Source organism: Shinella sp. GW835-FHT14H05 (assembly GCF_058793575.1).
Genome location: NZ_JBXAFY010000020.1, coordinates 59,124 through 83,837 on the forward strand (window position 1 = coordinate 59,124; position 24,714 = coordinate 83,837).

Consider the following 24,714-nt stretch of genomic DNA (forward strand, 5'->3'; position numbering starts at 1 on the left):
TTTTCTCCTCAGCTCTTTTTGTCCGGGTCGCCGGCCTGCAATTCCCGGAGATAGTCGTCGAGCCGGCCGAAGCTGGCGTCCCAGAAGCGGCGGTAGCGGGAAATCCAGCCGTCGGCATCCTTCAGGGGGGCCGCTTCCAGATGGCACGGGCGCCATTGGGCGCTGCGGCTGCGGGTGATCAGCCCGGCGCCCTCCAGCACCTTCAGGTGCTTGGAGACGGCCGGCAGGCTCATCTCGAAGGGCGCGGCAATGTCGTTCACCGTCGCGTCGCCTTCGGAAAGCCTGGCGAGGATCGCGCGGCGCGTGGGATCCGCAAGGGCGGCGAAGGTCAGGCTCAGCGGATCGCTCACGTATTTATCCGTTCAGTTAATTAACTTATCGGTTTAATAATGCCATCCACGTCGTCCGTCAAGCCCCCGTCGCCTTGACAGGGCAGGGTGCCGCTGCGATCGATCGCGACGGCAACGGGGAGAACCATGCAGATGACAGAACGAGCGGCCGAGCCCGGCCATCCACCCGAGGCGCACGGCCATGGCGTGCCCTTCGGCGAGGCGCTCAAGGTCTGGGCGCGGGTGGCGGCGTTGAGTTTCGGTGGCCCGGCCGGGCAGATCGCCTTGATGCACCGCATCGTCGTCGATGAAAAACGCTGGATCGGCGAGAGCCGTTTCCTGCATGCGCTGAACTATTGCATGCTGCTGCCCGGCCCGGAGGCCCAGCAGCTCGCCGTCTATATCGGCTGGCTGATGCATCGCACGCTGGGCGGCCTCGTCGCCGGCCTGCTCTTCATCCTGCCCGGTTTCCTGTCGATCCTGGCGCTGAGCTACATCTACGTGCTCTTCGGCGATGCGAGCCTCGTCGAGGGCCTGTTCTTCGGCCTGAAGGCAGCGGTGCTGGCGGTCGTCGTGCAGGCGGTGTTCCGCATAGGCAGCCGCGCGCTCACCAATCCGGCGATGATCACGATCGCCGCCGCCGCCTTCATCGCCATCTTCGCCTTCAAGGTGCCGTTCCCGCTGATCATTCTGGTGGCCGCCGTCGTCGGCTACGCCGGTTCCAGATCCGGTTCCCGCCTGTTCCGCACATCAAGCGGCCACGCCTCGGCCAACGGCAAGGTGCTGCAGGATCGCGATTCGCTGCTTGGCGAGGCGACGCCGGCGCATGCAAAACCCACGCTCGGCTGGTCGCTGAAAATCTCGGGCGCGCTCACCTGTCTCTGGCTCGGGCCGGTGGCGCTGATCTGGTTCATCGCCGGTGGCAACAGCGTGTTTGCCGAGATCGGCATCTTCTTCAGCCAGATGGCGGTCGTCACCTTCGGGGGCGCCTATGCAGCGCTCGTCTATGTCGCGCAGGAGGCCGTGCAGCACTATGGCTGGCTGAAGCCGGGCGAAATGCTCGACGGCCTCGGCATGGCGGAGACGACGCCGGGGCCGCTGATCATGGTGCTGCAATTCGTCGGCTTCCTCGCCGCCTGGCGCGATCCCGGCAGCCTGAACCCGCTGACAGCGGCGACGCTCGCCGCGATCCTCACCACCTGGGTCACCTTCGTGCCCTGTTTCCTGTGGATTTTCCTCGGTGCGCCCTTCATCGAAAAGCTGCGCGGCAATGCGGCGCTCTCCGGCGCCATGTCGGCAATCACCGCCGCCGTCGTCGGCGTGATCCTCAACCTCGCGGTGTGGTTCGCCGTGCACACGCTGTTTCGCGAGGTAACCGTTCTTGCCGCCGGGCCGCTGCGGCTCGAACTGCCGGTGCCGGCAACGCTCATCCTACCCTCGGCGCTGCTTGCGGCCGCCTCCGCCTTCGCGCTCTTCCGCCTCAAGGCGTCCGTGCTGCTGACGCTCGGCCTGTCGGCGCTTGCCGGCATGGCCTGGACGCTGGCTGTCAGCTGACCACGTTGCGCACGAAACGCACCGGCGTTTCGCCGGGGTTTACATAGGCATAGGCCTGGTCGGTGCCGTAGACGGCGAAGCTGCCGGCTGGAAAATCCTTCGCCGTGCCGGACAGTTCCAGCCGCAGCGTGCCCTCGGTGACGAAAACCATTTCATGCCAGCCGGCGGGGTCCGGCTCGGCATCGTAGCGCTCGCCGGGGCCGAGCGACCAGAGCCACATCTGCGCCTCCGTCGTCGCTGGCGCGGAGCCAAGCAGCACCGCGGTGCTCTCAACATCCTTGCCGCGCCACGTCACCTCATTGATCTCGGCGGATGGCGCGCGGGCCGGGTCGCGCACGAGATCGACGAAGCCGACGCCGATCGCGGCGGCAAGCTTGTCGAGGCTCGATAGGCTGATATTCGCATCGCCCCCCTCGACTGCCACGATCATGCGCCGGCTGATGCCGGAGGCTTCCGCCAGCGCTGCCTGGCTGAGGCCGGCCTGCTGGCGCAAGCGGCGCAGATTGCCGGAGACATGGGCGAGCACGTCGCCGCGTTCTTGACTGTGCAATATATTGCTCATATCGTTCCGTCATCAAAAGGGCGGCCTGTCCGCCTGCCGCCTTCTAACCCGAAAGGACCCCGCCATGAAGATACGCGATTTCGGCGTCGAGATCTGGATGAACCGCTACGAGAACCACTGCGAACTGAACCTCGCGGAGACCTGCGTCGAATCGCTGACGGTGGAAGAACTGCTCGACATGGCCGGCAAGAAGGACACCATCCTCGCCGAACTCCTGCCGATGAAGCTCACCTATGGCGCAATCGAGGGCAGCGAGCGCCTGCGTAGCCTCATCGCCGCTATGTACGATAAGCAGGCGATGGAAAACGTCGTCGTCACCCACGGCGCGATCGGCGCCAATGCGCTGGTGCATGAGACGCTGGTGGAGCCGGGCGACCGCGTCATCTCGGTCCTGCCCACCTACCAGCAGCACTATTCCATCCCGGAAAGTTTTGGCGCGGACGTGCAGATCCTGAAGCTCACCGCCGAGCACGGCTTCCTGCCGGACCTTACAGAACTGCGCCGCCTCGCGACGCCGGGCACCAAGCTCATCTGCCTCAACAACCCGAACAACCCGACCGGATCGCTGATGGACCGGGATTTCCTGATCGAGGTTGTCGAGATCGCGCGGGCCTGCGGCGCGTGGATCCTCTGCGACGAGGTCTATCGCGGCACGGACCAAGAGGGCGACGGCATGACGGCGTCGATCGCCGACCTTTATGAAAAGGGCATCAGCACCGGCAGCATGTCGAAGACCTATTCGCTGGCCGGCCTTCGCCTCGGCTGGATCGTCGGCCCGAAGGACCTCCTGCACGCCGTCTCGATCCACCGCGACTACAACACGATCAGCGTCGGCATGCTGGACGATCATTTTGCCGCCATCGCCCTTGAGAACCGCGACAAGATGCTCGCCCGCAGCCAGGCGATCACCCGGACGAACCTCGCCATCCTCGCGGAATGGGTGGACGGCGAGCCGCTGATCTCCTGGGTCAAGCCGAAATCGGGCACGACGGCGCTCCTGAAATACGACCTGCCGCTCACCTCCGAGGCCTTCTGCATCAAGCTGCTGGAGCGCACCGGCGTCATGCTGACACCCGGCAGCGCCATGGACATGGAGGGCCACCTGCGCATCGGTTACACGAACGGCGAAACGGTGTTGCGCGAAGGTTTGGGGCGAATTTCCGCGTTTTTGCGGGAGGAACAGGCCGTTTTGGCGGCCTGAAGCCCCTCGGCGGCCCGTTTTCGTTAACGGAGGCTTACCAGACCCATGCGCGATCTGCATGGGTGGCCTGCCAGCTTAGCGCTGTTCCGCAGTGCAGCATAAGCCTATAAAGGGGTCATCGAAAGACGCGGCGCCACGGACCGGTGCCGAACAGAGAGCCTCACGAAAGGGGATCATCATGAACATGGCACGTTCCTTCAACAATTGGCGCAAGTACCGTCAGACCGTAACCGAACTCGACCGCATGACCGCCCGCGAACTGCGCGATCTCGGTATCGAGCGTTCGGAAATCAAGGCAGTCGCCCGCGCTGCCGTCGGCTTCTGATAACACGCCGAAAAATAGCAGAATTTCGAAGACGCTCGCCTCCGGCGGGCGTTTTTGCATCTGCGAAGGCCTTGCCCTCCATGTGGATAATTCAATCCAGTTGAGGTACCCGTTAAGCGCATAGCGCATAGCTGCCTTGCAAAACAATGCCTATCAATTGAGCAAGAATCGCGTATAGTCATACTTATCGAAGCAACGTACCTCCTCCCACGAAGCTTCGATGTTGCAGAAGGCCCACTCCTCCTCCCAGGGCCGACTGCGGGAATGGCGACACTCCTCCTCCCAGTCGTCATTCGGTTCTATCGGAAAGCCTGCCGCACCTCCTCCCGCGGCAGGCTTTTCCAATTCTGGACCCTGTTTTTCCCTGGAAATGAAAAAGGCCGCAGAATCCCGCGGCCTCATATGTTTGATTGAAAACGCGAATCGTCAGGCGACGCTGCGCAGGCTCGGCGCTTGGGCCTGGCGCGCAGCCGGGATCTGCTGGAGCACTTCGAGCGCCAGCGCGCGGGCATTCTCCTGCGCCTTGTCGAGATTGCTGACGCGCTTGGCGTCCATCGAATAGAGCGTGCCGCCGCAGCCGAACATGTCGCGGAAGGCGGAGCGTTCGATGATCGGCGTTTCAAGCAGGTGCACGCGGCGTGCGGCGAGCAGGTCCTTCACGGCATTCATCGCGCGCGTCGTCACCATGGAATTCACGCGGGTGAGCACGACGGAATGGCGGATGCGGATATTCGCCTTGTCTTCCAGATATTGCAGCAGCTCGATGACATTGGCGCCGCCCTGCGCGTCCATGGCGGAGCCCTGCACGGGGATCAGCACGTAGTCGGAATAACCGACGGCCTTGGCGAGCAGCGAGCTGCGCGAGCCCGGCAGGTCGATCAGCACGAAATCGGCGCGCGCCTTCTCGTCGCTGAGCTGCCGGTCGATCGAGCTCATGGTGACATAGGGCACGACGTTCAGCCGGTTGCCGAGCGCGCCTTCGGAATTTTCGAACCAGCGGGTGATCCAGTGCTGCGGATCGGCATCGAGCACCGAGACGCGGTAGCCGAGGCGGGCGAGTTCGGTCGCAAGCAGCAGCACGGCGGTGGTCTTGCCGGCGCCGCCCTTGGTGTTGGCGAAGGTGATGACAGGCATAATGGTCCCCGGATCGGTTCGTGAGCCGGTCATCGCTCCTGACGAAACACCTTGCATGGTGCTTCGTCATCCTTACCATTTATGGTTAACGGCAGGTAAAAATCGCTTACCGGCGGCGGTCCGCCGCGAGGATTTCACGGGCGATTTGGTCGAGCGGCAGGATGCGGTCGACGCCGCCATGCGCAATCGCCTCCTTCGGCATGCCGAAGACCACGGACGTCGCCTCGTCCTGCGCCACCGTATAGGCGCCGGCCTGGTGCATCTCGGCCATGCCGCGCGCGCCGTCATCGCCCATGCCGGTCATGATGACGCCCATGGCGTTGCCGCCGGCCGAACGCGCGGCAGAGCGGAACAGCACGTCGACGGAGGGCCGATGGCGCGAGACGAGGGGGCCTTCGCGCACCGCCACATGATAGCGCGCGCCCTGACGCTCCAGCATCATGTGCCGGTCACCGGGCGCGATCAGCACATGGCCGCGCAGCACGGGATCGCCATGCACGGCCTCCTTGACCTCGACTTCGCAGAGACTGTTCAGCCGCTTGGCGAAGGCTGCGGTGAATTTTTCCGGCATGTGCTGCACGATGACGAGGCCGGGGGAATTGGCCGGCAATTGTTCGAGCATCACGCGCAGCGCCTCGGTGCCGCCGGTGGACGCGCCGACGCAGGCGACCATTTCGGTCGTCTTCGCCATGGCGCGGCCGGACGGCGGCGGCAGCACGGCATCGGCAGTGAGTTTCGCCGTCGGGCCTGTCGGCACGGCCGCGCGGCGGTGGGAGCCAATGCGGGCGACGGCCGCACCCTTGACCGCCTCGCGGATGCGCGTGCCGGATTCGGCGAGGTGGTCGGCAGCGCCGATCTTCGGCTTCAGGATGATATCGACGGCGCCGGCCTCCAGCGCCTGCATCAAGGTTTCCGAGCCCTCTTCCGTCAGCGACGAGCACATGACGACCGGGATTGGCCGCTGCGACATCAGCTTGCGCAGGAAGGTGATGCCGTCCATGCGCGGCATTTCCACGTCCAGCGTAATGACATCGGGCATTTCCTCCTGGATTTTCTTGGCCGCCATGAAGGGGTCGGAGGCCGCCCCCATTACCTCGATCTCCGGATCCTGCTCCAGCACATGGGTGAGCGCCTGGCGCACGCTCGCCGAGTCGTCGATGATGAGAACGCGGATTTTCTTTACCGGAAGGGGCATCAGATCTTCTTGAAAACCGTGTTGGCGACCTGGCGCACCGGCAGGGTGATGCCGGTGACCGTTTCGGAATGGCCCACATAGAGGTAGCCGCCGGGCACGAGGCAGTCGCAGAGCCGTGCCAGCACCTTCGCCTGCGTCGGTTTGTCGAAATAGATCAGCACGTTGCGGCAGAAGATCATGTGCATCGGATCGCCCACCTTGTAGGCGCTGTCCATGAGGTTCATGCGGGCAAAGCCGACCGTCGAGCGCAGGCGCGGATGGATGCGCACCTCGCCGCGAGCGGCGTCACGCGATGTCATCACGTAGCGCCGCTGCATCTCGGCCGAGACGGGCTGGATCATGTCGCGCGGATAGACGCCGCGCCGCGCCGCCTGCAGCACGTCCGTCGAAAGATCCGTGGCGAGGATGCGGTAGTCGATACCGGATGTCGCATCGGCGAAATCCTGCAGCACCATCGCCATCGTATAGGGCTCGGCGCCGATCGAGCAGGCCGCACTCCACAGCCGAAGCCGCTTGTGCCCGGCCGCCACCATTTCCGGCAGGCCGGTCCTCGACATGTATTCGAAATGCTTCGGCTCGCGGAAGAAATCCGTCTTGTTGGTCGTCACGGCATCGATCAGGAAGATCGCTTCCTTCTCGATGCCGCCACGCTTGAAGAGATAGTCGCAATAATCGTTGAAGTTGGTAATGCCGGTTGCCCGAAGGCGCCGCCGCAGGCGGCCCTCCAGCATCGTCAGCTTCGAAACCGGCATCTTGATGCCGCTATAATCATAGATGTAGCGCGACAGGGCGTCGAAGTTCCGGCTGCTCAGCCCGTCCTCCGTCCCTTGCGCCCGCAATGCTGCTCCCACGCCCGTACTCCTGAAATTATGCCGTGGCGGCTAGGCGGTTTGCCGTGCCCATCATCGCGACCTCGGCGCCGGAAAACAGGCGCGCGAGATCCACGATGACGACGAAGGCGCCGTTGCGGCGCACCACGCCGGCAATGTAGTCGGACGACCAGCGCACGCCGATGTCCGGCGCGCCCTCGATCTCCTCTTTGCGGAAGGGGATGACCTCGAAGACCCGGTCGGCGACGAGGCCGAGGGTGAGGGTCTTCTCCCCCATCGGCACGTCGAGGACGAGTGCCCGCGTGTGCGGCGTCTTCTCGGTCTTCGTCATGCCGAGGCGGAGACGAAGATCGATGACCGGCACACCCTGGCCCCGCACGTCGCGGAGCCCAAGCAGGTACTCCGGCCCATGCGGGATCTTGAAGGCATCCTCATGGTCGAGGATTTCCCGGACGACCGAGACCGGCACGGCAAAGACCTCGTTGTCGAGACTGAAGGTGACGTACTGGGATTCGGAGGATGTGCCGGCCATGATCAAGCGCTTTCCCTGAAGTCTGCGTCGTCGGCATCCGGGCCGCCCATCGACATGTCGAGGGCAAAGCCGCGGGCGCGAGCCTGCTGGGCGTTGACGCTGTTGTCGGGCTTGCGAACCGACGCCATGACGGGCTTGGCGGCGGCGCGGGTTACCGGCGCCGGGCGGCGCTGGGCGACCGACGGCGCGCTGGAGGCGCGGTCGACGCGGAAGAAGGCGATCGAGGTCTGGAGTTCCTCGGCCTGGGCGGCAAGCTCTTCCGAGGTGCCGGACATTTCTTCCGAGGCGCCGGCATTCTGCTGGGTCACCTTGTCGAGCTGCTGGATCGCTTCATTGATCTGCGAGGCGCCGATATCCTGTTCGCGGCAGGCGGCTGAGATTTCGGAAATCAGTTCGGCGGTCTTGCGGATATCCGGCACCAGACGGGTCAGCATCTCGCCGGCCTCGGTGGCAACCGAGACTGTCGTGCCGGACAGCGCGCTGATTTCGGAAGCCGCCGCCTGGCTGCGCTCGGCAAGCTTGCGCACTTCCGAAGCGACAACGGCAAACCCCTTGCCATGTTCGCCGGCACGCGCCGCTTCCACAGCGGCGTTCAGGGCGAGCAGGTCGGTCTGGCGGGCGATTTCCTGGACGATCGAGATCTTCTCGGCAATCGTGCGCATGGCGCCGACAGCGCGGCCCACGGCCTCGCCGGAGGCCTCGGCGTCTTTGGCGGACTGGCGGGCGATCTTTTCCGTCTGGGCAGCGTTGTCGGCGTTCTGCTTGATGTTCGAGGCCATTTCTTCCATCGACGCGGAGGCCTCTTCGGCAGAGGAAGCCTGTTCAGTTGCACCCTGCGAAAGCTGCTCGGAGCTGGCCGACAGTTCCTGGCTTCCGGAGGAGACGTTGTTGGCAGCCGAAAGCGCATCGGAGACCACGCCGCGCAGGCGCTCGACCATGCTTTCCAGCGAGATGCCGAGCGTATCCTTGTCGGAGAGCGGCTTCGGCGTGACGGTGAGATCACCGTTGGCGATCTGGTCGGCAATCGTCGCGGTGTTGCGCAGGTTGCCGGTCATCACGTTGATCGTATCGACCAGGTCCTTGATCTCGTCATTCGTCTTGATCTCGACATTCTGGTTGAGATCGCCGATGGCGACGGCTTCCGCGACGGACTTGATTTTCTTAAGACCGCTGTTGATACCGAGCGCGATCCAAGTTGCGATGCCGATCGACAAGACGAGCATGATTCCGAGTGAAGTCATCAGCAAATTGCGCGAATAACTATACTGATCGTTGGTTTCCTGGTCAGTCGAAGCCAGGTCCGCAATGATCTGATCGTTCAGGGCGGCGAGAGAGCCGAGCAGAGCGTTAGCCGCATCTCTACTTTGCGTCATCGAGATCTGAGCAGCCCGCCGGTTGCTTTCGTCGGTATTCTCGACCGCCAGCTTCACAGCATCGTTTTGCCACTTCCGCCAGGCCGGCACGAGTGCAACGAAAGCATCGAGTTTTGCCAGCGTCGCTGCATCTGCGGCTTTGCGGATTGTGTCGACGATGCCATCGATCTTCGCCTGTTCGGCGTTCACCTCGTTCACGAAATCATCGATGAGTTGGGGATTGGTGTTCAGGATGGCGTTCTTTTCATTACTGATTGCGATCAGAACAGCGTCGGAAAGATCTCCCGAACCGCGAAGACTTGCGGCGGGACCTTGGATTATGTCGGTGATGGCCGAGTTGAGCGACGAAAGATTGACTATCGCCATTACCGACATGCCGCCTGATAAAACAACGAGAAGGCCGAAGGCTAGAGCCAGCTTTAGCTTGATTGTAAAACGCATCTCGAATGGTCTCCTTTGTCGCAGATGCCATGTTCAGGGCAGGGGCGCCGCGATTGCGGACGCCCTAATGCGAGAAGACCGATACACTCACCCTTCCGCGGGCCGGGAAAGCGGCCCTTTTGCCGTCGCCTACACGCGCCGGGTCGAATTTGCGGCACGCCCGTCGCCGGGCGAGCCGCCGTCATTTCCAGATCAGGCGCTTTCGCGGAAGTCCGCGTCGTCGGCGTCCGGGCCGCCCATCGACATGTCGAGGGCAAAGCCGTTTCCGCGGCCCTTGGTGCCAACCGGTGCCGGGCGGTGGGCCGAGGTGTTGGCCGGGCGCCTGGCGGGCGCTGCCATCTTCGCTGCGGTTGCCCGCAGCTTGTCGGCATGGTTCGGCTCCTTGCGGGAAGCATTGTCGACGCGGAAGAAGGCGATGGAGGCTTGGAGCTCTTCCGCCTGGGCGGCGAGTTCTTCCGAGGTCGCCGACATTTCTTCCGAGGCGCCGGCATTTTGCTGGGTCACCTTGTCGAGCTGCTGGATCGCTTCGTTGATCTGCGAGGCGCCGATATCCTGTTCGCGGCAGGCAGCCGAGATTTCGGAAATCAGTTCGGCAGTCTTGCGGATATCGGGAACCAGCCGGGTCAGCATCTCGCCGGCTTCGGTGGCGACCGAGACGGTCTCACCCGAGAGCGCGCTGATTTCGGCTGCGGCCGCCTGGCTGCGTTCGGCAAGCTTGCGCACTTCCGAGGCGACGACGGCAAAACCCTTGCCATGTTCACCGGCGCGGGCTGCTTCGACAGCCGCGTTCAGCGCGAGCAGGTCGGTCTGGCGGGCGATTTCCTGCACGATGGAAATCTTCTCCGCAATGGTGCGCATGGCGCCGACGGCGCGGCCGACGGCCTGGCCGGAGGCTTCCGCATCCTTGGAGGACTGGCGGGCGATCTTTTCCGTCTGGGCGGCGTTGTCGGCGTTCTGCTTGATGTTGGAGGCCATCTCTTCCATCGAGGCGGAAGCCTCTTCGGCGGACGATGCCTGTTCGGTCGCACCCTGCGAGAGGGCTTCCGAGCTGGCCGACAGTTCCTGGCTGCCCGACGAGACGTTGTCGGAGGCCGAAAGCGCATCGGCGACGACGCCGCGCAGGCGCTCGATCATCGTGTTGACATGGCCGAGCAGATCGCCGAGTTCGTCCCTGGTGGAAATCTCGGCAAAGCGCGTGAGGTCACCATCCGCAACGTTCTGCACGACACCAACGGCGCGGGAAATGCCGCGGTTGATGGAGAAGACGATCCAGACGGCGGCGAAGCCGGCGATCAGGAAGGCAGCCGATGCGACGGCGATCATGATCGTGCGCGTGCTTGCATATTGTGCCTCGGCATTGTCGTCGGCTTCCTGCAGACGCGTCTGTTCGAGCGTCACCACCTCATCCAGCAGCGCGTCGATCTCGTTCGTCACGGTGCGGGCGTCGGTGGTGGAGACGCGCAATGCGCCTGCGCTGTCGCCGGCGAGCATCATGCTGCGGATGCGGTCGTCTTCCCGGCGGAAGTCGGTGCTGTGCGTCTGGAGTTTCGACCACAGGACCTTGCCCTGTTCGGTTGCCTTGGCGAGAACCTGCTCGAAGGCCGCGTCGAAATCCGCGCGGGCCTTGTTGCTGACGTCGATATACTTGTTTGTCTCGGCATTGCTGGTCGCCGAAAGCATGTTCTTCTGCTGGCGGATCTGCTGGAGTTGCAGGACGTTGAGTTCCTGTGCCAGCCGCAGCCGCGTCGCCGGGCCGGTGAGCACGTCGCCGAGCGTCGCATTGAGGCCGCCGAGGCTCAGGATGCCGTAGCCGGCGGTGCCCGCCAGCATGGCCATGATGAAACCGAAGGCCAGGAATAACTTGAGTTTAATGGTGAAGCGCATGGGTCTCTCCTGATGTCCTAGTTCGGCACTTGGGCCGCACCGGTGCGATCTCGCTTGGAGGAAAAAATCGCGTGTAAATTGGGAACGATAATGAATTCGCCGCCCCGCTTGACGAGGCAATTAATGTAGTCGGCGCGCCAGCGCATGCCGACGCTTGGCGGCGGCTCACTCGCAAGTTTCGGAAGCGTCGTGACTTCGTTGACCTTGTCGGTGCGCAGACCGATCAGCGTCGCCTCGTCGTCGAGATCGAGCTCGATGACGACGATGCGGCTGTCGATGGTGGTTTCCGTCGCGTCCATGCCGAAGGCAAGGCGGATGTCGGCAAGCGGAATGACCTTGCCGCGGAAGTTGATGACGCTGGAAACGAAGGATTTGCTGCCGGGAACATGGGTTTCCGGCAAAAGATCGAGGATTTCCTGCACGACGATTGCCTCGATGGCAAAGGTCTCGCCGTTCAGGTTGAAGGTGAGGACAGAGAGCTCTTCCTCGCCGCCCCAGATCGTCTCGTAGTCGAGTTTTCGTGCCGCTTCGCTCATCCTGCCGCCCGCAATTGCGCCTCCTGATGTTGTCCGACTGCGATGAGGTGCGTGACGTCGAGGATCAGGGCGACGCTGCCGTCGCCGAGGATGGTCGCGCCCGAGAAGGTGACGACGTCATGGTGCAGTTTGGACATGGATTTGATGACTGTCTGGTGGTCGCCGATGATCTGGTCGACGACGAGGCCGACGCGCTCCGAGCCCGTCGAGATGACGACGACCTTCTGGTGCTGATCGGGCTCGGTGCCGGTTCTGAACAGCTCCCGCAGCCGAAGGAACGGCACGAGGCTGTCGCGCAGCGAGATGAAGCTGCGCCCGCGCGAGCGCAGGTCGTCTTCGAGCGACAGTTCCAGACATTCCTCCACCGCCGAAAGCGGGATGACGTAGCAGCCCTGGCCGACGCGCACGAGAAGACCCTCGATGATGGCGAGCGTCAGCGGAATGCGCAGCGAGACGGTCGAGCCTTCGCCCGGCTTGCTGATGATGTCGATCGTGCCGCGCAGCGCCTCCACCGTCTTCTTGACCACGTCCATGCCGACGCCGCGGCCGGAAAGATTGGTAACCGCCTGGGCGGTGGAGAAGCCGGGCTGGAAGATCAGCTGGAGCAGGTCCTGGTCGGTGAGGGTCGCTCCCGGCTGGATGATGCCGGAGGATTCCGCCTTGGCGCGAACCCGCTCGCGGTTGATGCCGCGGCCGTCGTCCTTGATGGTGATGATGACCTCACCGCCCGTCTGGTGTGCGGAAAGGATGACCTGGCCCTTCGCCTCCTTGCCGGCGGCAATGCGCTCTTCCGGCTTTTCGAGGCCGTGGTCGATCGAGTTGCGCACGAGGTGGACGAGCGGATCGGCGAGCCGGTCGATGACCGTCTTGTCGACCTCGGTGGTCTCGCCCTCGGTGATGAGTTCGATTTCCTTGCCGGTTTCGCGCGAAAGATCGTGCACGAGGCGGCGGAAGCGGCTGAAGAGGCTCGCGACCGGCATCATGCGCAGCACCATCATCGTGTCGCGCAACTCGCCGGAAAGCCGCTCGATTTCTTCCGAGACGGAGCGAAGGCCGAGATCGGCCGCGGTGCCGGCAAGCTGGGTGAGGCGGGACTGGGCGATAACGAGCTCGCCAACGCGGTCCATCATCTCGTCGAGCCGTTCGGCCGGAACGCGGACGTTTTCGGCCGACTTGTTCTGCTTGGAATCGTTGGCTGCCTGGATCGCGGGTGCCTCGCGCTCCGCGACGACCACGGCCTTGGCAGCCGGCACTTCGGCGGGCTTCGGTGCCGCGGCCGGTTTTTCGACAGCGACCTCCGCGATCTCCAGTTCCATGTCGTCCATCACGAAGATGAAGACGTCCTCGATGTCGGCGCGCGGCCGCTCGGTTTTCAGCGTCACGTCCCAGCCGAGATGGATGTCGCGCGGCTCGAGCGTCGCAAGATCCGGCACCTGTGAAATGTCGGCGACGATCTTGCAATCGCCGAGATCGCGCATTTCGTCGAGCAGGCCGAGCGGATTGGTGCCGTTTGCCATGGCATTGGCCGGGAGGCGGAAGCGGATGCGCCATTCACGCATGCCGCCGGCATCTTCCTTGACGGGCGTGGCAGCTACGGCGGCAACCGCTGCCGGGGCAGGGGAGCCTGCGCCATTGACGGCGCGGTGCAGGTTGTCGAGCAGGCTGGCGCTCATTGCATCATGGTCGCCGTTTGGCGTTTCGAGCAGCGCACGCATGTGGTCCTGCGCCGAAAGCACGGCCGAGACCAGTTCGTGCGTGGCGGGCACGTCGCCCTTGCGCACCCGGTCGAAGGCGGTCTCGCAATGGTGGGTAAAGGCGGCGAGCGCGTCGAAGCCGAACATCGCGCCGGAACCCTTCAACGTGTGAAGGCCGCGGAAGACGGCGTCGATCTGGTCGCGGTCGTCGAGGCTGCGCGTCAGATCCAGAAGGCCGGACTCGATCTGTTCCAGCAGTTCGGCGGCTTCTGTCCGGAAGACTGAGATCGGGTCCGGGTTGCTCATTTGCCCAGCACCTTCTTGGCGATCTTGACGAGGCTTTCCGGATCGAACGGCTTGGTGAGCCAGCCGGTGGCGCCGGCGGCTTTCGCCTGGGCCTTCAGCTCGCCGTCGGATTCGGTGGTGAGGAAGATGACCGGAACGCCGGTGTGCGCGGGCAGCTTGCGCAGCTCGCGGATCATCGTCAGGCCGTCCATGTTCGGCATGTTCAGGTCGGTAACGACGAGGTCGTATTCGCCACCCTTCAACTTGTTCAGGCCGTCGACGCCGTCGACCGCCTCGGTTACAGTGTAGCCGGCATTGGAAAGGGTGACGCGCGTCGTCAGCCGGATGCTGGCGGAATCGTCAACGGTCAAGATCTTCGCGGTCATCAATTCTTCTCCTGATGCAACCAGAAATGCGCGGCGTCCGGCGTCATGTCATCGAGGAAGCCGCCGCGCTTCAGCACGTCGTAAAGGTCTCCGGCAGCGGGCCGGGCAAGTAGAATGCGCCCCGCCTTCATCTCTGCCTGTTTGCGGGCCGCCGTAATGAGCTGCACAAAACTGAGATCGACCTGCGCTTCCTCATCAATATCCAGGGTCGCGGACGCGTTTATATTCAAACAATCCAAGATCAACTCTCGAACTGCCACTATATTCTTGATGGTGAGGGTCGGTGGTAAGGTTAACGACGTGTCACCCGGCAGGGTTGATGACATGGAGGCCTCGATAATCGTTCCGGGACAAAGTATTTCCCGCGCCAGATTCCCAAGTCACGCTTAATGAAGGGTAAAGCGCGGTTGCTAATTTCATCTATTGGTAGATAACGGCACGTATCTACGCCGCCTCACGCATGGGGAGTAAAATTGAATAAACCTTTGTTTTAATGAAGAAATCTAGTAAATTTAATATAAGTAATATCATTTATAAATCCCTAATTCTAGGGATGCCTGCATCTTCGGGTAGTGGCGCCGAAATCGACCTGCCGCGGCGGGACTCCATTAGATAAGGTATTGCGAATTTACTGGGCGTTACATTGTTCGCCCTAGGGTGCCGCTCACGGGTTCTTGTGAGTGGGGTATGGCGTGTCAGGAATAACAAGCGCAAAGCGCGTGGAGCGACAAACGGCTGAGACGGAACTCGTGTCGCGCCTCGAAGGGGCTCGCTCGCGCATCGAGCAGCGGTTCCTCGATGGCGGCGTCGTCCTGCTCAACGTGCTCGATGTCCTTAATCGTCTGGTTGCATCGCTGGAGAACCTCTCCGGCTCGCTGGGCGACGAGGCCGCCGAGGCGACGATCGGCCAGCTCGTGGCAACCGTCGACCAGCTCACAGCGCTTCCCGGCATCGAGGAGATGCGCCAGCAGCGCCTCGGCAATGTCGCGGTGACGGAAAAGTCGCTCGGCGCCTATATTGCCGATATGCAGGAGACGCTGCGCTATCTCCGCACCTTCGCCACGACCGCCAAGATCACCGGCGCCGCCATTCCGGACTTTTCCGGCTTTGCGGAAGAAATCCTTGAACGCATTCAATACGGCAGAACGCAGGTCGACGCGCTCGGCACCAAGATCGGCACGCTGAGCAGCGTGATCGGCTCCGCCTCGACCGGGGGCGGGGAGGCGCTCGAACGGTTCCGCCGCAGCGTGCCGGATATTGCCGGCAACCTCTCGCGCAATGCCGGCGACCTCACGGCCCAGCGCCGCCACCTTTCCCAACTCGCCGCCAAGGTCGGCGCTTCGGCCCGCCATGTGCAGACCAAGGTCGCGACCACGCTTTCGGCCATGCAGATCGGCGACATTACCCGCCAGCGCATCGAACATTGCCAATCCGCCTTCACCTTTCTGGACGACTATCTGGCCGCCGGAACGCTCGATACTGAGGCGGCCAGCCGCCTGACCGCGCTCGTGCGCCATCTGGTCCATGCGCAACTCGGCGAGATCGCCCGCGATTTCACCCGCGAGTGCAAGACGGTCGTCAGCACGATCCGCAGTTTCGGTGCCGATATTGACGGCTTGATGCTGCTCTACGGCGACATGGACGCCGCCGATGGCAAGTCGGCTGACCGCGCCATGCGCATCCTGGAGGCCGACATTGCCGCGGCGCGTGCCGTCGTGCGCGATATCGAACAGGCGGCCGACAAGGCCAATGCGCTCGGCCACAGCACGGTCGAGACCGTGCGCGAGCTGTTGAAGGGCGTCGAGACGATCAAGCTGGTGCGCACCGACATCCAGTACATGGCGCTTAACACCAACCTGCGTTGCAGCAAGCTCGGCGAGGAGGGACGCGCAATCAACGTCGTGACGGCGGAACTGCGCACCTTCTCCACGCGGCTCGACGAGACGGCGGAACATATCCTCGTCGCCCTGCAATCGCTGGAAGACGATGCCGGCAGGCTGAGCGAGGCGGGCGCCAGCGCCGGCGGCTCGCTCGATGCGAATCTGGAAGAGGCGCTCGACCATATCCGCCGCGCGGGCGACCGCATGGAAGAAGACATGACGGCGCTGCGTGCCTGCGGCGCGGACGTTTCCGCCAAGGCGGGCCGCACCATCGCCGACCTCGATTTCAATGCCGAACTCGGCGACGTGCTCGCCGATTGCTCGGCCCGCGCCGGTGACCTCATCGGCCACGAGCTTCCCGACCTGTCGGGCCTTGACGAGGCGCTCGCCGATCTCGGCAGCCGGATTTCCCGCACCTACACCATGGTTTCCGAGCGCGAGGTGCATGCCCGCATCTTCGGCACGCCGCTGGAAGCGCCCGCCGCACCGGCGGCCGCGAAGACCGACGACGAACTCTTCGACGACGCGTTGTTCTAGGCGGTCAAATTTCCCTGTGAATCCCAGAGCTTGCCCAGACGGTCTTTACGGCCGTTTGGCGGTGGTCTGTTTCCCTGTATTTTTGAAAATATAGCGCTGGCAAAGCCGGAAGCGCCGATATATTCAAGGGGATATCACGCTGCCCGAAGGCAGGAATAAGGGAGAACAGGAATGAACCGTCGTCTGCTTCTGAAACTCGTCGTCGCCGCCTTCGCGGCGTTCCCGCTTGCCCTGCCGGCCGTCGCCGCGGAAAAGGTCACCGTTTTCGCCGCCGCCAGCCTCAAGAACGCGCTCGATGCGGCCAATGCCGCCTGGTCGAAGGAAACCGGCAACGAGACGACGGTCTCCTATGCCGCAAGCTCGGCGCTCGCCAAGCAGATCGAGGCCGCGGCGCCCGCCGATCTCTTCATCTCGGCCGACCTTGCCTGGATGGATTACGTTGCCGAAAAGAAGCTGATCAAGGACGACACGCGCGTCAACCTGCTCGGCAACCGCATCGTGCTGGTCGCACCGAAGGACAAGGCATCGACCGTCGAGATCAAGGAAGGCTTCGACCTCGCCGGCCTCGTCGGTGACGGCAAGCTCGCCATGGGCGCGGTCGAGACCGTGCCGGCTGGCAAATACGGCAAGGCGGCGCTCGAAAAGCTCGGCGTCTGGTCGTCGGTCGAAGGCAAGGTCGCCGGGGCCGAAAGCGTCCGCGCAGCACTCGCCCTTGTCTCGCGCGGCGAGGCACCCTATGGCATCGTCTACCAGACGGATGCCGCTGCCGATCCGGGCGTCGCCGTCGTCGGCACCTTCCCGGAAGACAGCCATCCGCCGATCATCTACCCGGTCGCCATCCTGAACGAATCGAAGAGCGCCGCAGCGGCCGCCTATCTCGACTTCCTGAAGTCCGAGAAGGCCGCCCCCTTCTTCACTGAACAGGGTTTCTCGATCCTGAAGTAAGACGAGCCTCGCGACAGCCCCGGGCGCTAAACCCGGGGCTTGGTTTGTGGCAAGTCTCAACCCATACACTCCGTCATCCTCGGGCTTGACCCGAGGATCCACGCGGCACCCGTGGCATGGATGGTCGGGTTAGGCCCGACCATGACGGACATGAGGTTTGGGTCTTGTCGACGGTCCGGCCCCGGTTCAATCTCCGGGGCTTCCGGCATTTCGAAGGAACCGACGTGGACTGGCTTGCCTTGAGCGACGAGGAATGGACGGCGATCCGGCTGAGCCTCAGGGTCTCGGCGGTTGCGGTCCTCGTCAGCCTGCCGCTCGGCATTCTGGTCGCGCTGGCGCTGGCGCGCGGCCGCTTCTGGGGCAAGTCGCTTCTGAACGGCATCGTGCACATGCCGCTGATCCTGCCGCCGGTCGTCACCGGCTTCCTGCTGCTCGTGCTGTTCGGCCGGCGCGGCGCCATCGGCTCGGTGCTCGCCGAATGGTTCGGCATCGTGCTGTCCTTCCGCTGGACGGGGGCGGCGCTCGCCTGCGGCGTCATGGGCTTTCCGTTGATGGTGCGCTCGATCCGGCTGTCCATCGAGGCCGTCGATCGCAAGCTGGAGGAGGCCGCCGGCACGTTGGGCGCGAGCCCTCTCTGGGTCTTCCTCACCGTCACCTTGCCGCTGATCCTGCCCGGCGTCATCGCCGGCATGATCCTCGCCTTCGCGAAAGCCATGGGCGAGTTCGGCGCGACGATCACCTTCGTCTCCAACATTCCCGGCGAAACGCAGACCCTGTCGGCCGCGATCTACACCTTCACCCAGGTGCCCGGCGGCGATGCCGGCGCCATGCGGCTCACCCTCGTTGCGATCGCGATCTCCATGATCGCGCTGCTCGCCTCGGAAGTGCTGGCGCAACGCATCGGCCGCAAGGTGAACCTCGAATGAGCCTCGTCGTCGAAGCCCGCCACCGGCTCGGCGATTTTTCGCTGGATGCCGCCTTCAGCGCCGATGGCGGCGTCACCGCGCTGTTCGGCCGGTCCGGCTCGGGAAAGACCTCGCTGGTCCGCATCATCGCCGGCCTGACGCGCCCGGCGGAAGGCCGCGTGCTGCTCGGCGACGAGGTGCTGGTCGATACCGCGCGGCGCATCTTCGTTCCCGCCCACCGCCGCCGCTTCGGCTATGTCTTCCAGGAAGCGCGCCTCTTCCCACACCTGACGGTCCGCCAGAACCTCCATTACGGCCGCTGGTTCTCGCCGAAGGGCGCCCGCGCGGAAAATCCGGAACGCATCGTCGACCTGCTCGGCATCGCCGACCTGCTCGACCGTCAGCCGAACAACCTTTCCGGCGGGGAAAAGCAGCGCGTCGCCATCGGTCGCGCGTTACTCGCGTCTCCCCGCCTGCTCTTGATGGACGAGCCTCTCGCCGCCCTCGATGAGGAGCGCAAGGCGGAAATCCTGCCCTATCTGGAGCGCCTGCGCGACGAGGTCGGCATTCCCATCGTCTATGTCAGCCATTCGGTGGCCGAGGTCGCGCGTTTGGCCGACCGGGTGGTGCTGATGGCGGGCGGCCGTATCGAGGCGGTCGGTGCCGCCTCCGACGTGCTCGGCGGCCCGCGTCTGTCGTCTGCTGCCGATCGTCGCGAGGCCGGCAGCGTGCTCTCCGGCCACGTCGAGGCGCGCGACGCCGCCCACGGCCTCGCCACCATCCGCCTCGATGGCGGCGCGACCATCCTCGTGCCGGGTGCCGCCGTTTCGCCCGGCGAGACGGTGCGGCTGCGCATCCCCGCCCGCGACGTCATGGTCGCGACCGTGCGCCCGGAGGGCCTCAGCGCGCTCAACATTCTGGAAGGCATCGTGGAAGCGATCGAGCCGGACGGCGAGGGCATGGCGAGCCTGCGCATCGCCTGCGGCGGCGATCCCGTTCGCGCCCGCATCACCGCATTTTCCGTCGAGCGCCTGGGCCTCGTGCCGGGCCTGCCCGTTCACGCCGTCATCAAGACGGTGGCGCTGGAATAGAGCAATTCCAGCAAAAGTGCGTAGCGGTTTTGCGTCCGGAATTGCGTAAAAACAAAAAGATAGAGTGTTTTCGCGATTCGAAGAAAAGCGGAAACGCTCTCGTCAGTCGGCGAGCTGCCCGACGATCCAGTCGATATCGTCGGCAAGGGCCGCGCGCGCCTTCTCCTCCATCGCCTGGTAATGCGCGATCAGCGCCTCGCCGAAGGGCGTCAGCACCGCGCCGCCGCCCTGTTTTCCGCCGCGCTGCGATTCCACCACCGGCGCGCGAAACAGCCGGTTCATCTCGTCGACGAGCAGCCAGGCCCGGCGATAGGACATGTCCATCGCGCGCCCACCGGCCGAAATCGAGCCGGTATCCTTGATATGGCAGAGAAGCTGGATCTTGCCGCGGCCGAGGCGCCCCTCCGGCTCGAACTGGAGGCGGAAGATGATTTTCGGCTCGGTCTTGGCGGATGCTGACATGAATGTGGGCCCGTACTGCTACGGGCCCAGCTATAACAGCGTTTTTCGCAAATTGCAGTCGAAGCAATTCCAGGAAAAGTGTGAAGCGGTTTCCTGGAATTGCGTAAAATATTTAAGCGGCGCGCTTCAACGCATCGCCGAGGATCGAGACGATGTCCTCGAAGTGCTGCTTTTCCGCGATCAGCGGCGGCGAGAAGGCGATGATGTCGCCGGTCACGCGGATGAGCAGGCCCTTTTCGAAGCAATCGACGAAGACGTCATAGGCGCGCGTGCCGGGTGCCCCGTCGCGCGAGGCAAGCTCGATGCCGGCGATCAGGCCGATCGTGCGGATGTCGATGACATGCGGCAGGCCCTTCAACGAATGCATCGCGGTCTGCCAGTCGTCCTCAAGCTCGGCGGCGCGGGTGAGCAGGCCCTCGTCGCGGTAGATGTCGAGCGTCGCGATGCCCGCGGCGCAGGCCGCCGGATGGCCGGAATAGGTATAGCCATGGAAGATCTCGATGGCGTTTTCCGGCCCATGCATCAGCGCGTCGTGCACCTTGCGGCTGGAGAAGACGGCACCCATAGGGATCGCGCCGTTGGTGAGGCCCTTGGCAGTGGTCACCAGATCCGGCGTGACGCCGAAATAGTTGGTGGCAAAGGATGCGCCGAGACGGCCGAAGCCGGTGATGACTTCGTCGAAGATCAGCAGGATGCCATGTTTGTCGCAGATCGCACGCAGTCTTTCGAGATAACCCTTCGGCGGGATCAGCACGCCGGTGGAGCCGGCGACGGGTTCGACGATGCAGGCCGCGATGGTTTCCGCGCCGTGCAGCGCCACTAGACGCTCCAGGTCGTCGGCAAGCTCGGCGCCGTGCTCCGGCTGGCCCTTTACGAAGGCGTTCTTGGCAAGGTCATGGGTGTGGCGCAGATGGTCGGAGCCGGGAAGCTGCGGGAAGACGCGGCGGTTGTTGATGATGCCGCCGACCGAAATGCCGCCGAAACCAACGCCGTGATAGCCGCGCTCGCGGCCGATCAGGCGCGTGCGCGTGCCCTGGCCGATCGCCCGCTGGTAGGCGATGGCGATCTTCAGCGCGGTGTCGACCGATTCGGAGCCGGAGCCGGTGTAGAAGATGCGATCGAGCTTGGCGCCTTCCGGGCCGGGCGCGATTTCGGCCAGCCGCTCGGCGAAGTCGAAGGCGATCGGATGGCCCATCTGGAAGGAAGGTGCAAAATCCATCTGGGTGAGCTGGCGCTCGACGGCGGCGGCAATCTGCCGGCGGCCGTGGCCGGCGTTCACGCACCAGAGCCCGGCCGTACCGTCCAGCACGCGGCGCCCGTCGGCGCTGGTATAATACATGCCTTCGGCGGCAGCGAGCAGGCGGGGTGCCGCCTTGAACTGGCGGTTGGCGGTAAAGGGCATCCAGTAGCTGTCGAGCACCGGTGCATTGGGCTTGTTATGGGCGTTCATGGCAGATCTCCTCTGGCTGGGCGGATAGACGCCATGATTTGCGATGCCGAACAAGTCCTTTTCTGGTTGACGTCAAGCTCTTGAAAAGAAAGGATATGGAAGTCAAGAATTGCGATATTCCGAACATCTAGAACAGGAAAGATCATGTCGGTCGATATCGGGGGCAGGCTGCGCCATCTGCGTCTCGCCCACAATCTGTCGCAGCGCGAGCTCGCCAAACGCGCCGGCGTCACCAATTCGACGATCTCGCTGATCGAATCGAACGCCTCCAACCCGTCCGTCGGCGCGCTGAAGCGCATCCTCGACGGCATCCCCATCGGGCTGGCGGAATTCTTCGCCTTCGAGCCGGACCGCCCGAAAAAGGCGTTCTACCGGGCGGACGAGCTTGTGGAGATCGGCAAAGGCCCGATCTCCTTCCGCCAGGTCGGCGACAATCTCTTCGGCCGCAGCCTGCAGATCCTGAAGGAGTGTTACCAGCCCGGTGCCGACACCGGAAAGGTGCCGCTGGTGCATGATGGCGAGGAGGGCGGCATCGTGCTCTCCGGCCGGCTGGAGGTGACCGTCGACGACGAGCGCCGCATCCTCGGCCCGGGTGATGCCTATTATTTCGAAAGCCGCCGCCCGCACCGCTTTCGCTGCGTCGGCCCGGTTCCCTGCGAGGTCATCAGCGCCTGCACCCCGCCGACCTTCTGAACGACAAAAAGCCCGCCGGTGGCGGGCTTTTCCAGGGTTAGACCCGATCAGGCCTGCGCTGTCGTCGTGTCTTCGACGGGCGCGCCGGGGCCGTTCTTCTTGATCGAATCGATGGCGTTCTGAGCGCTCGCCTTGCTGGAATAGCCTTCCGTGGAGAACATCACTTCGCTGTTGTACTTGAAGCGAACGCGAAACTCGCCAGCCTTGTCCTTGTAGATCTCGAACTTGTGCGCCATGGGTTGTCCCCTCCGTGCAGGTGTGAATCGACATGCGCAACCTGCCAGTCGGGCAAACCGCTGACAAGAGTGCCGTAGATTTCTGTGGTGGAGAGTTAGCCGGCCACAGGAGAACCGGCGAGCACGCGAAGCTCCTCGCTTTGCCGAAAACACGCGACCTCGATCGGCTCCTGTTTGCCGGCGAGCAGCACCGGCGCGAAGTCGAAAACCTGCTCCGGGCCGGCCGCCATCAGGATCGCCTCCCGGGAGGCGACCATCGTGGCTTCCAGCCGCTTGGTCTGCGCCTCCAGGCGCGCCGCGACATTGCCGGTATCCCCGAGGAAGGGCATGCCCTCCAGCCCGCCCGTCCATTCCGTGCCGACGACCGCGACCCCGACATGCAGGCCGATGCCGACCCGCAACGGCTCGTTCAGCTCCTGTTGTAGGTCGTCGTTCAAGGCATCGATGCCCTCCCACAGCCGTAGCGCGGCACGAAAGGCGTCGCGCGCCGCGTCATGCGTCGGGCCGTCCGCGCCGAAGACGCTCATGACGCCATCGCCGGCAATGTTGGTGACATGGCCGCCGCTGTCCCGAACGGCCGTGGAGACCGCCTTGATGTAGCGCTCGACGATGAAAAAGGTGTCGTAGGGCAGGCGGTCGTCGGCAAGCCGGGTGGACTGGCGCAGATCGACGAAAAGTGCGGCCACCTCGGTTTCCCGGCGGGCCGAGGCAACCTGCGCGAACGCGCCGCCTTTCGTCTGCGCCGCGGTGGCGGAATGCACCAGCGGCACGACGGCGAGGTCGTGTTTGGGCCGGATCTGGCAGGCGAGCCGGATCGATGGCGGCGCCCCGATCCGCCGCAACAGGCGCTCCTCATCGCCCGCCGCTGCCGGCAAGGCCTCGCCGCCGGCGACGATCTCGACGCGACAGGTCGAGCACCGGCCGCGACCGCCGCAGACCGAGGCATGCGGAATTCCGCACCAGCGGCTCGCCTCCAGCACGCTGAAGCCGACCGGGACGGAAACGGTGCGCGGGCCGGGATAGGTGATCTTGACCGAGCTGAACCGCGAGGAATGCCAGTCGCGCGCCAAACGCAGCACGAGGATGCCGCCAAGCAGCGCGAGGTAGCCGAGCGTAATGCGGTCGGCCATCGCATTGGCCTGCGCCGTCGCATCGGCAGCGGCCGAACCCGGGGCGTCGTAAGCACCCGGCGACAGGTAGTCCACGCCCAGGGCGGCGAGCTCGCGCATGTCGAGCCCGGCATTGACGAAACCGAGGATCGCCAGCACAGGCACCAGCGTCGCGAGCGACATCAGGACCGGAACATGGCGCGCATACCATTGCTTTGTTCGAAGCCAGGCCCGCACGCCGAGACAGCCGTGAATCCACACGGCAAGGATCAGCAGCAACTGCCGCGGCAGGCCGATCTGCGGGTTGGCGACCCACAGCGCATAGATGATCTTGTCGAAGCCGACCCGGGCGTCATAGACGCTCTTCAGATAGGCGATCGCGCCGGCATGGGCGAAGAGAACGGCGGGTATGGCAAGGCCGAGGATCAGCTGCACCGCATCGACCGGCGGCAGCCGCAGATGCCGCCGCCGATAGAGCGCGCGCAAGCCGAGCGCGGCGTGAATGCTCATCGAGCCGTAGAGCAGCACCCGCCCCGGCGCGCTCTGCCACGGGTCGAAAAGCACCAGGCTCGCCATGTCCATGGCCTCGACGGAGCGTATGCCGAACGCCTGGTTCAGAAGATGCATCGTCGCATAGAGAAACAGGACCAGCCCGGTCCAAAGCCGAAGCCGGCGCAAAAACGCCCTTGAGGCCGCCGGCCGCCCATCGCTTTCGCCGCGAAAAACCTGCCGTGGCGCCCCCACGTCGCTCAAGCAAAAGCCCCGCCAAATCTATCGGCCAACCACCGGCGCATGCACATCATCGACAACAACTCTCGGCGCAGATCCGCTCTTTCCTGACCCAACTAGTGACTCGGCCCCCGATTGCAACCGGAATTTCGGCGCGAAGCCTCGCGAATGCTAACAGCATTCCGGCAATCAAAGGGAAAATATACGGGAGAAAAGTTTGGCTGGGGAACCTGGCTCGGTAGTTCATTCCGGACGTGTCGAGCCGCCGATTAGCTCACCAGAGGGTTGCCAGCTTGATCACGCAGCCAAGCTAGCGGCTTCGCTCTCCATAACGAAGCCAGTGACCTGAGCCCCTGAACTTCCTCCAGATTTTGGTAGAGTCCGTCGTATCAAGGAGACGGACGGAATGAAGCATT

24 protein-coding genes are annotated in these 24,714 nt (G+C 64.0%); 8 read left to right on the plus strand and 16 right to left on the minus strand.

The window, feature by feature from the left end; all coding sequences use genetic code 11:
- Positions 1 to 8: 8 nt before the first annotated feature.
- Entirely contained in the window at positions 9 to 350 is a 342-nt protein-coding gene (locus AC1Q6Z_RS31745) for an ArsR/SmtB family transcription factor (RefSeq protein ID WP_492650280.1), read from the minus strand.
- 132 nt (positions 351 to 482) lie between these two features.
- On the opposite strand from AC1Q6Z_RS31745, the gene chrA reads away from it, so the two are divergent.
- Positions 483 to 1,883, plus strand: a complete 1,401-nt coding sequence (gene chrA, locus AC1Q6Z_RS31750) for a chromate efflux transporter (protein WP_492650281.1) — start codon at positions 483 to 485, stop codon at positions 1,881 to 1,883.
- Here the strand turns inward: chrA and AC1Q6Z_RS31755 are convergent.
- Complete coding sequence (locus tag AC1Q6Z_RS31755) at positions 1,876 to 2,445, minus strand: helix-turn-helix domain-containing protein (RefSeq protein WP_492650282.1); 570 nt, start codon at positions 2,443 to 2,445, stop codon at positions 1,876 to 1,878. The genes chrA and AC1Q6Z_RS31755 overlap by 8 nt on opposite strands.
- Before the next feature lie 64 nt (positions 2,446 to 2,509).
- Here AC1Q6Z_RS31755 and AC1Q6Z_RS31760 point away from each other — a divergent pair, with 64 nt between their 5' ends.
- Together AC1Q6Z_RS31760 and AC1Q6Z_RS31765 are read left to right on the plus strand one after the other, a co-directional pair.
- Positions 2,510 to 3,646: an aminotransferase gene (locus tag AC1Q6Z_RS31760; protein WP_492650283.1), complete on the plus strand. Its 1,137-nt coding sequence runs from the start codon at positions 2,510 to 2,512 to the stop codon at positions 3,644 to 3,646.
- 178 nt (positions 3,647 to 3,824) lie between these two features.
- Positions 3,825 to 3,971, plus strand: a complete 147-nt coding sequence (locus AC1Q6Z_RS31765) for a DUF1127 domain-containing protein (RefSeq protein WP_256118430.1) — start codon at positions 3,825 to 3,827, stop codon at positions 3,969 to 3,971.
- Positions 3,972 to 4,397: 426 nt separating this feature from the next.
- Here the strand turns inward: AC1Q6Z_RS31765 and AC1Q6Z_RS31770 are convergent, their stop codons facing one another.
- From AC1Q6Z_RS31770 to AC1Q6Z_RS31815, 10 genes are all read right to left on the minus strand, one after another.
- Positions 4,398 to 5,105: a ParA family protein gene (locus AC1Q6Z_RS31770; RefSeq protein ID WP_256118431.1), complete on the minus strand. Its 708-nt coding sequence runs from the start codon at positions 5,103 to 5,105 to the stop codon at positions 4,398 to 4,400.
- A 106-nt stretch (positions 5,106 to 5,211) separates the two neighbouring features.
- On the minus strand, positions 5,212 to 6,300 hold the full coding sequence (locus AC1Q6Z_RS31775; protein ID WP_256118432.1) for a protein-glutamate methylesterase/protein-glutamine glutaminase: 1,089 nt from the start codon (positions 6,298 to 6,300) through the stop codon (positions 5,212 to 5,214).
- The gene (locus tag AC1Q6Z_RS31780) at positions 6,300 to 7,151 is read right to left on the minus strand and encodes a CheR family methyltransferase (protein ID WP_492650284.1); all 852 of its coding nucleotides are present in this window, start codon (positions 7,149 to 7,151) and stop codon (positions 6,300 to 6,302) included. The genes AC1Q6Z_RS31775 and AC1Q6Z_RS31780 overlap by 1 nt, the downstream gene beginning before the upstream one ends.
- A 16-nt stretch (positions 7,152 to 7,167) precedes the next feature.
- Positions 7,168 to 7,662 (minus strand): chemotaxis protein CheW, encoded by a 495-nt coding sequence (locus AC1Q6Z_RS31785; protein ID WP_439616491.1) that lies wholly within the window; start codon positions 7,660 to 7,662, stop codon positions 7,168 to 7,170.
- 2 nt (positions 7,663 to 7,664) lie between these two features.
- The gene (locus AC1Q6Z_RS31790) at positions 7,665 to 9,476 is read right to left on the minus strand and encodes a methyl-accepting chemotaxis protein (protein WP_492650285.1); all 1,812 of its coding nucleotides are present in this window, start codon (positions 9,474 to 9,476) and stop codon (positions 7,665 to 7,667) included.
- Between the two features lie 192 nt (positions 9,477 to 9,668).
- Positions 9,669 to 11,360: a methyl-accepting chemotaxis protein gene (locus AC1Q6Z_RS31795; protein ID WP_492650286.1), complete on the minus strand. Its 1,692-nt coding sequence runs from the start codon at positions 11,358 to 11,360 to the stop codon at positions 9,669 to 9,671.
- 17 nt (positions 11,361 to 11,377) lie between these two features.
- On the minus strand, positions 11,378 to 11,896 hold the full coding sequence (locus AC1Q6Z_RS31800; RefSeq protein ID WP_256118437.1) for a chemotaxis protein CheW: 519 nt from the start codon (positions 11,894 to 11,896) through the stop codon (positions 11,378 to 11,380).
- Positions 11,893 to 13,896: a chemotaxis protein CheA gene (locus AC1Q6Z_RS31805; protein WP_492650287.1), complete on the minus strand. Its 2,004-nt coding sequence runs from the start codon at positions 13,894 to 13,896 to the stop codon at positions 11,893 to 11,895. Before AC1Q6Z_RS31805 ends, AC1Q6Z_RS31800 begins: the two co-directional genes overlap by 4 nt.
- On the minus strand, positions 13,893 to 14,261 hold the full coding sequence (locus tag AC1Q6Z_RS31810; RefSeq protein ID WP_256118439.1) for a response regulator: 369 nt from the start codon (positions 14,259 to 14,261) through the stop codon (positions 13,893 to 13,895). Before AC1Q6Z_RS31810 ends, AC1Q6Z_RS31805 begins: the two co-directional genes overlap by 4 nt.
- Positions 14,261 to 14,587: an STAS domain-containing protein gene (locus AC1Q6Z_RS31815; RefSeq protein ID WP_492650288.1), complete on the minus strand. Its 327-nt coding sequence runs from the start codon at positions 14,585 to 14,587 to the stop codon at positions 14,261 to 14,263. Before AC1Q6Z_RS31815 ends, AC1Q6Z_RS31810 begins: the two co-directional genes overlap by 1 nt.
- A gap of 393 nt (positions 14,588 to 14,980) precedes the next feature.
- Between AC1Q6Z_RS31815 and AC1Q6Z_RS31820 the strand changes: the two genes are divergently transcribed.
- The 4 genes from AC1Q6Z_RS31820 (at position 14,981) to modC (ending at position 19,619) form a co-directional block, all read left to right on the plus strand.
- Complete coding sequence (locus AC1Q6Z_RS31820) at positions 14,981 to 16,678, plus strand: chemotaxis protein (protein ID WP_492650289.1); 1,698 nt, start codon at positions 14,981 to 14,983, stop codon at positions 16,676 to 16,678.
- Positions 16,679 to 16,849: 171 nt separating this feature from the next.
- Positions 16,850 to 17,623: a molybdate ABC transporter substrate-binding protein gene (gene modA, locus AC1Q6Z_RS31825; RefSeq protein WP_492650290.1), complete on the plus strand. Its 774-nt coding sequence runs from the start codon at positions 16,850 to 16,852 to the stop codon at positions 17,621 to 17,623.
- Between the two features lie 224 nt (positions 17,624 to 17,847).
- Positions 17,848 to 18,549, plus strand: a complete 702-nt coding sequence (gene modB / locus AC1Q6Z_RS31830; RefSeq protein WP_492650291.1) for a molybdate ABC transporter permease subunit — start codon at positions 17,848 to 17,850, stop codon at positions 18,547 to 18,549.
- Complete coding sequence (modC, locus tag AC1Q6Z_RS31835; protein WP_492650292.1) at positions 18,546 to 19,619, plus strand: molybdenum ABC transporter ATP-binding protein; 1,074 nt, start codon at positions 18,546 to 18,548, stop codon at positions 19,617 to 19,619. Before modB ends, modC begins: the two co-directional genes overlap by 4 nt.
- 102 nt (positions 19,620 to 19,721) lie before the next feature.
- On the opposite strand, the gene AC1Q6Z_RS31840 is transcribed toward modC, so the two are convergent.
- Positions 19,722 to 20,081 carry a winged helix-turn-helix domain-containing protein gene (locus AC1Q6Z_RS31840; protein WP_439629679.1) on the minus strand — a complete coding sequence of 120 codons (360 nt, stop codon included), beginning with the start codon at positions 20,079 to 20,081 and terminating at the stop codon, positions 19,722 to 19,724.
- A 112-nt stretch (positions 20,082 to 20,193) separates the two neighbouring features.
- Positions 20,194 to 21,531, minus strand: coding sequence for an omega-aminotransferase AptA (gene aptA, locus AC1Q6Z_RS31845; RefSeq protein WP_492650293.1), 1,338 nt, complete (start codon positions 21,529 to 21,531; stop codon positions 20,194 to 20,196).
- Between the two features lie 144 nt (positions 21,532 to 21,675).
- On the opposite strand from aptA, the gene AC1Q6Z_RS31850 reads away from it, so the two are divergent.
- Positions 21,676 to 22,224: a cupin domain-containing protein gene (locus AC1Q6Z_RS31850; protein ID WP_492650294.1), complete on the plus strand. Its 549-nt coding sequence runs from the start codon at positions 21,676 to 21,678 to the stop codon at positions 22,222 to 22,224.
- 47 nt (positions 22,225 to 22,271) lie between these two features.
- On the opposite strand, the gene AC1Q6Z_RS31855 is transcribed toward AC1Q6Z_RS31850, so the two are convergent.
- Together AC1Q6Z_RS31855 and AC1Q6Z_RS31860 are read right to left on the minus strand one after the other, a co-directional pair.
- A complete protein-coding gene (locus tag AC1Q6Z_RS31855; protein ID WP_256118448.1) occupies positions 22,272 to 22,460 on the minus strand; it encodes a YegP family protein in 189 nt (62 codons plus the stop codon).
- Positions 22,461 to 22,555: 95 nt separating this feature from the next.
- Positions 22,556 to 24,313: an adenylate/guanylate cyclase domain-containing protein gene (locus AC1Q6Z_RS31860; protein ID WP_492650295.1), complete on the minus strand. Its 1,758-nt coding sequence runs from the start codon at positions 24,311 to 24,313 to the stop codon at positions 22,556 to 22,558.
- Positions 24,314 to 24,714: the final 401 nt, after the last annotated feature.

Bases quoted from the DNA above. Each gene is read 5' to 3' on its own strand.
- AC1Q6Z_RS31840 (WP_439629679.1), bottom strand. From the start codon at position 20,081: ATGTCAGCATCCGCCAAGACCGAGCCGAAAATCATCTTCCGCCTCCAG.
- AC1Q6Z_RS31785 (WP_439616491.1), bottom strand. From the start codon at position 7,662: ATGGCCGGCACATCCTCCGAATCCCAGTACGTCACCTTCAGTCTCGAC.
- AC1Q6Z_RS31800 (WP_256118437.1), bottom strand. From the start codon at position 11,896: ATGAGCGAAGCGGCACGAAAACTCGACTACGAGACGATCTGGGGCGGC.
- AC1Q6Z_RS31805 (WP_492650287.1), bottom strand. From the start codon at position 13,896: ATGAGCAACCCGGACCCGATCTCAGTCTTCCGGACAGAAGCCGCCGAA.
- AC1Q6Z_RS31815 (WP_492650288.1), bottom strand. From the start codon at position 14,587: ATGTCATCAACCCTGCCGGGTGACACGTCGTTAACCTTACCACCGACC.
- AC1Q6Z_RS31775 (WP_256118432.1), bottom strand. From the start codon at position 6,300: ATGCCCCTTCCGGTAAAGAAAATCCGCGTTCTCATCATCGACGACTCG.
- AC1Q6Z_RS31755 (WP_492650282.1), bottom strand. From the start codon at position 2,445: ATGAGCAATATATTGCACAGTCAAGAACGCGGCGACGTGCTCGCCCAT.
- modC (WP_492650292.1), top strand. From the start codon at position 18,546: ATGAGCCTCGTCGTCGAAGCCCGCCACCGGCTCGGCGATTTTTCGCTG.
- AC1Q6Z_RS31790 (WP_492650285.1), bottom strand. From the start codon at position 9,476: ATGCGTTTTACAATCAAGCTAAAGCTGGCTCTAGCCTTCGGCCTTCTC.
- chrA (WP_492650281.1), top strand. From the start codon at position 483: ATGACAGAACGAGCGGCCGAGCCCGGCCATCCACCCGAGGCGCACGGC.
- AC1Q6Z_RS31770 (WP_256118431.1), bottom strand. From the start codon at position 5,105: ATGCCTGTCATCACCTTCGCCAACACCAAGGGCGGCGCCGGCAAGACC.
- modA (WP_492650290.1), top strand. From the start codon at position 16,850: ATGAACCGTCGTCTGCTTCTGAAACTCGTCGTCGCCGCCTTCGCGGCG.
- aptA (WP_492650293.1), bottom strand. From the start codon at position 21,531: ATGAACGCCCATAACAAGCCCAATGCACCGGTGCTCGACAGCTACTGG.
- AC1Q6Z_RS31855 (WP_256118448.1), bottom strand. From the start codon at position 22,460: ATGGCGCACAAGTTCGAGATCTACAAGGACAAGGCTGGCGAGTTTCGC.
- AC1Q6Z_RS31760 (WP_492650283.1), top strand. From the start codon at position 2,510: ATGAAGATACGCGATTTCGGCGTCGAGATCTGGATGAACCGCTACGAG.
- AC1Q6Z_RS31850 (WP_492650294.1), top strand. From the start codon at position 21,676: ATGTCGGTCGATATCGGGGGCAGGCTGCGCCATCTGCGTCTCGCCCAC.
- AC1Q6Z_RS31795 (WP_492650286.1), bottom strand. From the start codon at position 11,360: ATGCGCTTCACCATTAAACTCAAGTTATTCCTGGCCTTCGGTTTCATC.
- AC1Q6Z_RS31765 (WP_256118430.1), top strand. From the start codon at position 3,825: ATGAACATGGCACGTTCCTTCAACAATTGGCGCAAGTACCGTCAGACC.
- AC1Q6Z_RS31810 (WP_256118439.1), bottom strand. From the start codon at position 14,261: ATGACCGCGAAGATCTTGACCGTTGACGATTCCGCCAGCATCCGGCTG.